The 8,818-nt window shown below is 31.1% G+C and carries 7 protein-coding genes; 1 reads left to right on the forward strand and 6 read right to left on the reverse strand.

Features of this window, described 5'->3' with window-relative positions:
* The 6 genes from RWQ73_RS07020 to RWQ73_RS07045 form a co-directional block, all read right to left on the reverse strand.
* A partial coding sequence (locus RWQ73_RS07020) for a pyruvate kinase (RefSeq protein ID WP_314407616.1) occupies positions 1-485 on the reverse strand: 485 nt, incomplete at its 3' end.
* A gap of 120 nt (positions 486-605) precedes the next feature.
* Positions 606-1,568 carry a 6-phosphofructokinase gene (gene pfkA / locus RWQ73_RS07025; protein ID WP_314407617.1) on the reverse strand — a complete coding sequence of 321 codons (963 nt, stop codon included), beginning with the start codon at positions 1,566-1,568 and terminating at the stop codon, positions 606-608.
* A gap of 130 nt (positions 1,569-1,698) precedes the next feature.
* A complete protein-coding gene (locus RWQ73_RS07030) occupies positions 1,699-4,968 on the reverse strand; it encodes a DNA polymerase III subunit alpha (RefSeq protein WP_314407618.1) in 3,270 nt (1,089 codons plus the stop codon).
* Positions 4,969-5,013: 45 nt separating this feature from the next.
* Entirely contained in the window at positions 5,014-5,601 is a 588-nt protein-coding gene (locus RWQ73_RS07035; protein ID WP_314407619.1) for a flavin reductase family protein, read from the reverse strand.
* Positions 5,602-5,655: 54 nt separating this feature from the next.
* Positions 5,656-6,384, reverse strand: a complete 729-nt coding sequence (gene yaaA / locus RWQ73_RS07040) for a peroxide stress protein YaaA (RefSeq protein WP_314407620.1) — start codon at positions 6,382-6,384, stop codon at positions 5,656-5,658.
* Between the two features lie 2 nt (positions 6,385-6,386).
* Positions 6,387-6,800 (reverse strand): hypothetical protein, encoded by a 414-nt coding sequence (locus tag RWQ73_RS07045; protein WP_314407621.1) that lies wholly within the window; start codon positions 6,798-6,800, stop codon positions 6,387-6,389.
* 218 nt (positions 6,801-7,018) lie between these two features.
* Between RWQ73_RS07045 and glpK the strand changes: the two genes are divergently transcribed.
* Positions 7,019-8,515, forward strand: a complete 1,497-nt coding sequence (glpK, locus tag RWQ73_RS07050; protein ID WP_314407622.1) for a glycerol kinase GlpK — start codon at positions 7,019-7,021, stop codon at positions 8,513-8,515.
* The last annotated feature ends 303 nt before the right edge of the window (positions 8,516-8,818 follow it).

An 8,818-nucleotide genomic window follows, 5' to 3' on the forward strand; every position in this document is an offset into this window, starting at 1 on the left:
ACGTTAACTCCTTTTTTGTTTTTAAGTACTCCACCATTTTGGATAGTTGTGTAGATTAATCCACCTTCAACATCAACACTATTTACAGTTAATCCTATTAGTCCATCATCTAATAAAATAGTGTCTCCAGCTTTAACATCATGTACTAATTCTGCATATGTAATAGAGAATTTTTCTGGTGTTCCTAAAACTTCAGTCATAGAAACGATAACATCATTTCCAGTTTCTAACATGATTGCATCATTTTCCATGTTGTTAGTTCTAATTTCTGGTCCTTTTGTATCTAAAAGGATTGCTAAGTTTGTTCCTGTAGCTTCTCTAACTTCTTTAATTGTTTGGATTCTTGCACCGTGCTCTGCATAATCACCGTGAGAGAAGTTAAGACGACAAACGTTCATCCCTAGTTCAACCATTTCAGTAAGTCTTTCTTTTGCTTCAGACTTAGGTCCAATTGTACAAATTATTTTAGTTTTTTTCTGTATCATAATATTACATACCTCTTAAGTTTTTATCTTTACTATTACTATTTTAACCTATTTTCAACTTGTTTTCAAACATTTTTCTAAAAAACAAACATTTTTATGTTAAGAAAACGTTTTCTATTGTTAGATTGAAAGTTGTTTAGATACATCATAAATTGTTAGATCAACATTGTGCGCATCGCTGAATACATCTTGGAATTTTGTACTAACAAGTTTGTTATTTTGAATACCTACTGCACGACCTGATTCACCAGCTAATAATAATTGTACAGCATAGTTTCCTAAACGAGAAGCTAATACTCTATCTTGAGCAGTTGGAGTTCCTCCTCGTTGGATGTGACCTAGGATAGTAGCTCTTACTTTCTCTCCTGTAAGTTCTGTAAGTTTATCTGCTAATTCTTGACCACCCATTACACCTTCTGCCAATACGATGATTGAGTGTTTTTTACCACGATTTTCTCCAGCTTTAATACGTGCAACAACTTCTTCGATATCTTCTTTTTTCTCTGGAATTAGAAGACTTTCACTTCCTCCTGCAATACCAGCAAATAATGCTAAGTCCCCTGCATTACGTCCCATTACTTCGATAATAAATGCACGCTCATGACTTGATGCTGTATCACGAACCTTGTCAATTGCATCAACGATTGTGTTAAGTGCCGTATCAAATCCAATTGTAAAATCAGTACAACAGATATCATTATCGATTGTTCCAGGAACACCGACTGTTTTAATATTCATTTCATTACTTAAAGCCATAGCTCCACGATATGAACCATCTCCACCGATTACTACTAATCCGTCAATTCCTAAAGCTTCTAAGTTCTTAATAGCTATTTTTCTAACTTCTGGGTTAGCGAATTCTGGTAGACGCGCTGAATAAAGCATTGTTCCACCACGGTTAATAATATTTCCAACATCTCCTACTTCAAGTTTTTTGATATTGTTTTCTATTAATCCTTTGTATCCTTGATATATTCCATAAACTTCTAATCCATTATAGATTGCTGTTCTTACAACTGCACGCACTGCTGCGTTCATTCCTGGTGCATCTCCACCACTTGTTAAAACTGCTATTTTTTTCATGTACTATTACCTTCCTCGTACTTTGTTATTAATTATTTTTAAATTTACCTATAAACAATAACATATTTTCAAACTTTTTTCTACTAAAAACAGAATTTTGTTTTATTTTTGTTCGATTTTTTTTGATTATTTACATGTATGCGATTTTAATGCGTTTTTCAGGGAACTTTTCCAAAAATTTTTGAACAAAAATATGTTCATTTCCTATAAAAAATGTTCTTCCTTTTGTTGAATCATTATTTAATAACGCAATCACCTTAACTTTGCTACTTTCAACTTTATATTCACTTAGTAAGTCCAATATAGCATCATCAATAATTGTATAGATAATTTTCATATTACTCATACAATAGTCATTATAATTTTTCAAGCTCGCTATCTTTTCTAATATAAACTGTTCTCTGCCGTTGCGTAATTGTTTTTTCAATGACATAACCGCAAAGCTACCTACTTTTATAAAGACATTTGCATACTTATAAACACTTGGAAATACTGTAACATCATAGTCGTTTTTCCCATCGTTAACCGTTAAAAACGCCATATAGTCACCGTTTTTAGTTTTTATTTCTTTTTTCGTTATTATTTCTACATAACTATCACTTATTTCACCGCCAACATATTGAAGTGGTAAATAAGAGTATTTCTCTTTTTCTACCTGTACCGGATGTTTTAAAAAATATGTCCCTGTTACTTCTTTTTCCATTTGAATTTTTTCTGTAATTGGATAATCTTCCACTTCTTCAACTTTCAATGTAAGCCCACTTTCCGCAGATAAAGCAACACGTACATTATTAATATACTGTCTATTATCAGAATAGTAGTCATTTACTTTTTTCATCAAAGTAGCTCTATTATATCCAAAAGTATCTAGCGCACCAGCTTTAACCAGTGAAACTGCTGCTTGATAGTCAACCTTCTTATTCATTCGTTTTAAGAAATCATCTATATCTAGATATAATCCAAAATTAATTCTATCTTGAACTATTTCATAACTACTCCTATAACCAACATTCTTTATTGCGGTTAAGGCAAATACGATATCATTTTTAAAAACTCTAAAATTAGATAAACTCCTATTAACATCAGGTTTAACAAGATTTATTCCTAGATTATTAAGTTCTTGTTTATACTCATTTATTTTCTTTTCACTACTTATTACGTTATTTAATAAAGCTGTCATAAAGTACTTAGTATAATAGACTTTCAAATACGCTAAACGATAAGCTAACATACTGTACACAACCGCATGACTTTTATTAAAACCATAATTTGCAAAGGTAACGATAAGCTCAAAAAGTTTCTCAGCAACTTTTATATCATACCCAGCTACAACACTCTTCTCTACGAATATGCGACCATAGTATTCCAAATCTTCTTTTTTCTTCTTACTTACAGCTCTTCTCATATTATCCGCTTCATTAAGACTCATATGGGCAAAATTTACCGCAATCAGCATAATCTGCTCTTGGTAAACAATTACCCCATAAGTATCTTTTAATATTTTTTCTAAATGAGGATGTGGATATACTACTTGCTCTTCTTTGTTTTTTCTACGAACATAGACTTCTATTTGAGCCATAGGACCAGGTCTGTAAAGAGCATTCATCGCAACGATGTCATTAAATTCCGTAGGCTTTAAGAGATTTAACTTTTCCTTCATACCACTCGATTCGAACTGGAAGATACCCTCTGTCTTACCTCTAGCAAACAGCTCATAAACCTTAGGATCTTGATAATTTATCTTTGTTATATCGAACGTTGGATTTTCTTTTTTTATCTCCTCTACAATACTTGACACCATTGTAAGGTATCTAATACCTAGAAAATCTATTTTTAATAAGCCGACACTCTCTACATCATCCATCGTCCACTGCGTTAAATACTTCGTCATATTTGATTTGGCAAGTGGAGCATAGTTAACAAGTGACTTATCATCACTTATTACTATCCCAGCTGCATGTACAGATGGATTCTTCGGTAAATTCTCTAAACTAAGAGCTATACTAAACCAACGTTTATTAATATTGCTTTGATTAATAAATGTTCTCAGTTCTTCTGACATTTCATAACATTCTTTCAATGTTCTTGTAGAACTGATATTACTACTAATAAATTTTAATGTTTTTTCATCAAACTGGAATATTCTTGCTGATTCTCTTGCTGCACTTTTCGACTGAAATGTTGTAAAGGTAATAATCTGAGCTACTTTATCAGAACCATACTTTTCTTCTACATATTTTATTACTTCATCACGTCTAGTATCTTGGAAGTCTATATCGATATCAGGCATAGAGATACGTTCTTTATTTAAAAACCTTTCAAACAGCAAATTATATTCCAATGGATCCGCTTCTGTTATATCGAGTAAGTAACAAACTAAACTTCCAGCAGCACTACCACGTCCTGCTCCAACTAATATATCATTATCTTTTGCATATTTCACAAAATCATAAACTATTAAAAAGTAGTCGTTAAAGCCCATTTCATCGATGATTTTAAGCTCATAACTATAACGTTTTTTATAATGATATAAATCTCTACCCACTAGTTTTTCTTTCACACCTTTTTGAACCAAATAAAGCAAATATTCCTTAGAAGATAAGTTAGAGAATATCTCTTCTTTTTCTCCGTAAATATACTTTGGCAAATGATATCCAGAAAAATTCAGGTCATATTGGCAATTATCAATTATTTCTTTTTGATTCTTAAATGATTTTTCAAAAACTGAGTGTAGTTGTTCATCATCAAATGTAAAAATCTCTTCAAAGTCTTTTTGTTCTCTGACAAATTCATCTCCTGAAATAGTCGTAAGTTCCTGTATATTAAGCTTTTTATTATCGCGAATAGCACGACTAACAATGACTTGCTGATAATGTTCTTTATTTAAATAATAACTTGGTTTTGTATAAACTATATTTTCATAAAAACTATAAGTACTTACTTGAAAACTTTCATTAAATCCAAAATAAAAATTATACTTACCAAGCAAATTATTTAAATATGAAAATTCCATACTATCTCTAAGTTCATCAACAACTATTAAGACAAAATCATCCTTATAGTCTGTCATTTCATTAGCGAAATTTTCTACAGTCCACTCTTCTTCATTCATAAACTTAGTAGAGATTTCTAACAATTTATAGAACATCTTTTCTGATTTACACAATATGTTAAATTTAAGTAGTCCTATACCATATCCCAAACTCACTTCTAAACCTTGAATCAAATTAACACCTGATTTCTTAGCTTCTTTATGTGCTTTTATTGCTCCGTACATATTTGGATCAACTATAACAACTGACTTTTGATTATCCTTAATAAGTTTCGAAAATAGACTCTCATACTTTATCGTACTATTCAATAAATCATAGGCACTATGTACTTGCATATTGCAATACATACTAATATCCTCCTTTCTTCGTTATTTTTGTTCAATTATATTATATTATCCGCAAAGTGGATTATAATCATCTTCTGAAGAACATCCCATGTTTTCTCCGTGATTTTTACTCTCTTCATTAAAATATCGATAAACTCTCTTATTATCATCACCCATAAAATAAATTGGATTAAACTGTGTATATTTAAGGTTTCCTTCTTCATCTAAAAGATACTCACAGACAACTCTTCGTTTTATCGTTGCTACAAAATTCGTAAATTTTCCATATTCAATAATACTTTCCACTTTACATTCAAGAGACATTATACACTCATCCATTATTGGTGCATCAATATATTTTGCTGGATCATATGTCATATCAGCCATTCCGATTTTGTTTTGACCTGAATGAAATCCTGCGATTTCAACCTTACTCAGAATTTGTTGACAAGGAATATTTACAGTAAATTCTCCATATTCTTTAATATTATCTACAGCATTACTCTCTGTTGTAAGTCCAACTGTAATCATATCACCTAAAGAATATGATGAACTACAAGCCGTCACATTGTATCTCCATTTTTTGTCCTTATAACCTATTAATATTACTGGAAATCCGTAATATAATTTACTGGTTTTAGTTTCTAATTTCATCTTCTTCTATCCTTTTTATTGTTTTCCTTTTATATAAACTCTACCTTATTTTAATTATCTCTTAGCTATAAAAGCTAATGTTCTTCCATCTGAATTTTCTGCGCTAAATTTAAAATCATCAAACTGTATTTTCTTCATTTCTTCTACTGATGAAACTTTATTTTTTACAAGCTCAGTTAAAAATTTTCCCCTTGCTTTTTTTGATATTGTAGAATGAACTTTTAACACTCCATCTTTTTCTTCCATAAAGCTGATTTTAATAAATTTCTCTCTTTGTTTTTTTGAAAATACTTCTTCAAATTCACTAGAAAGCAATGAAACAACAAGATTTTCATCTTCTATGCTTTCATCATAATTAGCTCTCCAGAAATTTTTTAATGACTGCCCAGAAATTTTTACATTTTGCAAAAAATCTAATCTATGTTCTTGGATTAAATCATAAGCACCTATTACACCATATAAAGATGTTGTAATAAATACATTTTCCTCTACATATTTCCTATCAGCCTCATCAAAATTATCACGATTTATATTTCTATACATTAGACCATTGAACAATTCTAATGCTTTATAACTTTTTGCTGTATTGTTATTTATATCTTGCCAACGAGAAAATTCTTCCATCGCCTTATCTTCTTTGATTTTATAAACTTTAGCCAAATCTAGGGTGCTAAATTTAGCAAATTCAGCAACTATTTCCAGACTTTCTTCACTAAGTTTCAATCCTTCTTGCGGTATTGCTTTTTTATTTAGTTCTTTGGCTGTCGGTATTAAGATTTTCATCATTATTCCTCTTCTTCAGGTAATTCTAAGAAACTATTTTCAATTAAACTATCTACTTCCATTAATACAAAGTTGTATTCTGTTGCTTCAATAGCTGGATTAATAATTAAAGTATTAAAATATCCAACTACAAAATCACGATTAGCAATTTCAAGTTTGAACATATATTCACTGATTTCATCGACTAAAAATGCTGTTTCTTTCAACACTTTATCCTCATAAGTATTAGCGTAGTGTACTTTTTCTAAAAGTCTACGAATTTCTAAATCCGCGTGTTCTTTTGCGAAACGATCGCGAATATGTTTAGCAAGTTCCTCTGTTTTAAGTGCTACTGTATTAATCTTTTCTTTTTGTAAAACACCATTTTCCTCTAATTTTTCTAGTAATGCTGTTAATGATTTGTGTAAACTATTCATTGTATTTCTCCTTTATTTTATAATAAATTATTTTAAAAACTATCATTCTCTATTTTATAAGAAAAATACGAAAAACGCTAATAATACGCTATGTAATAATCTAATTCCACAACATATACTATTTAATATTTCAATCTATAATTATACCTGCTCTTCATCTTTTAAACACTATTATAAAATGATATAATATTAGTGACATAAATATTTCGAGGTGAATTATGAAAAAATATGTAATGGCAATAGATCAAGGCACTACAAGTTCTAGAGCGATAATATTTAATAAAAAAGCAGAGATAATAGCAAGTAGTCAAAAAGAGTTTCCGCAAATTTTCCCTCAATCTGGATGGGTTGAACACGATGCTAATGCAATCTGGAATTCAGTACAGTCGGTCATTGCAGAAGCATTTATCGAAAGTGGTATAAAACCAAATCAAATAGATAGCATTGGAATTACAAACCAACGTGAAACTACCGTTATTTGGGATAAAAAAACTGGACTTCCTATTTATAATGCAATAGTTTGGCAAAGTAGACAAAGTGCTGATATAGCTAATAAACTAGTTAGTGATGGTTATAAAGATATGATTCATCAGAAAACTGGTTTAGTCGTAGATGCCTATTTCTCTGCGACTAAAATACGCTGGATATTAGATAATGTACCTGGTGCACAACAACGAGCTGAAAATGGAGAACTACTGTTTGGAACTATCGACACATGGTTAGTATGGAAGCTTACAGGTGGAAAAACTCACGTTACTGACTACACAAATGCGGCTAGAACGATGCTATTTAACATCAAAGATTTAACTTGGGATAAAGAAATTTTAGAAATTCTAAATATACCAGAATCTCTACTACCTGAAGTTAAATCAAATTCAGAAGTATATGGAAAAACTATAGACTATCATTTTTACGGTGGGGAAGTTACGATTAGTGGACTTGCAGGAGACCAACAAGCTGCTCTTTTCGGACAACTTGCCTTCGATAAAGGGATGATAAAAAATACATACGGTACAGGTTCATTCATTATCATGAATACCGGCGAAAATATGGAACTTTCTAAAAACAACCTACTAACTACTATTGGTTATGGTATAAATGGAAAAGTTTATTACGCTTTAGAAGGATCTATTTTTATTGCAGGAAGTGCCATTCAATGGCTACGAGACGGTTTACGATTAATAAAAAAATCATCTGAAACTGAATCGTTAGCTTATAATTCTAAAAATAATAACGAAGTATATCTAGTGCCTGCCTTTACAGGATTAGGTGCTCCATATTGGAATCCTGATGCTCGTGGAACTATCTTCGGTTTAACACGTGCTACTACTAAAGAAGATCTGGTTAAAGCTACGTTACAATCTATCGCTTATCAAGTACGCGACATTATCGATACTATGAAAATTGATGCTAAAGTAGAAATTCCTCTTCTTAAAGTCGATGGGGGAGCTGCTAACAACGATTACTTATTAGAATTCCAAGCAAACATCCTAGGCGTTAAAGTCGCTCGAGCTGAAAATATAGAAACTACAGCTTTAGGTGCTGCATTCCTAGCAGGATTAGCCACTGGATATTGGGAAGGCCTAGATGAGCTTAAGAACCTAAATACTGCAGGCAAACTATTTGTTCCTACGATGGAAAAAGCAGAACGCGAAAAGCTTTATAAAGGTTGGCAACGTGCAGTGAAAGCAACACAGATTTTTGCGGAGGAATAATTACTAATAAAATAAAAGCTAAGAACTAGTTTTTTAAAAAACTTACTCTTAACCTTTTTTATTTCTAATTTATTTTCACTATTTATATAAGTAGTATAACCAATTTCTTGAAATAAAATTTTCACAGTGATATAATTGGAGTTATAGGTGAAAACGTTTGCTTGTAAATTATTAAACTAGCAAGTTGCAATTTTTATAGAAGAGGTGATTTTATGAAGATAAATAATTTTACAAAATGCACATTGGCGATTGCATTAGGTTTTGGCCTTAACTCTCTTACTGTAGTAGAGGCAGCAGATAACA

The organism is uncultured Gemella sp. (assembly GCF_963525875.1).
Taxonomy (GTDB): domain Bacteria; phylum Bacillota; class Bacilli; order Staphylococcales; family Gemellaceae; genus Gemella.

What these genes read in the sequence shown, in the direction of transcription:
- pfkA (WP_314407617.1), bottom strand. Translation starts at nt 1,568, where the DNA reads ATGAAAAAAATAGCAGTTTTAACAAGTGGTGGAGATGCACCAGGAATG.
- RWQ73_RS07030 (WP_314407618.1), bottom strand. Translation starts at nt 4,968, where the DNA reads ATGTATTGCAATATGCAAGTACATAGTGCCTATGATTTATTGAATAGT.
- RWQ73_RS07035 (WP_314407619.1), bottom strand. Translation starts at nt 5,601, where the DNA reads ATGAAATTAGAAACTAAAACCAGTAAATTATATTACGGATTTCCAGTA.
- yaaA (WP_314407620.1), bottom strand. Translation starts at nt 6,384, where the DNA reads ATGAAAATCTTAATACCGACAGCCAAAGAACTAAATAAAAAAGCAATA.
- RWQ73_RS07045 (WP_314407621.1), bottom strand. Translation starts at nt 6,800, where the DNA reads ATGAATAGTTTACACAAATCATTAACAGCATTACTAGAAAAATTAGAG.
- glpK (WP_314407622.1), top strand. Translation starts at nt 7,019, where the DNA reads ATGAAAAAATATGTAATGGCAATAGATCAAGGCACTACAAGTTCTAGA.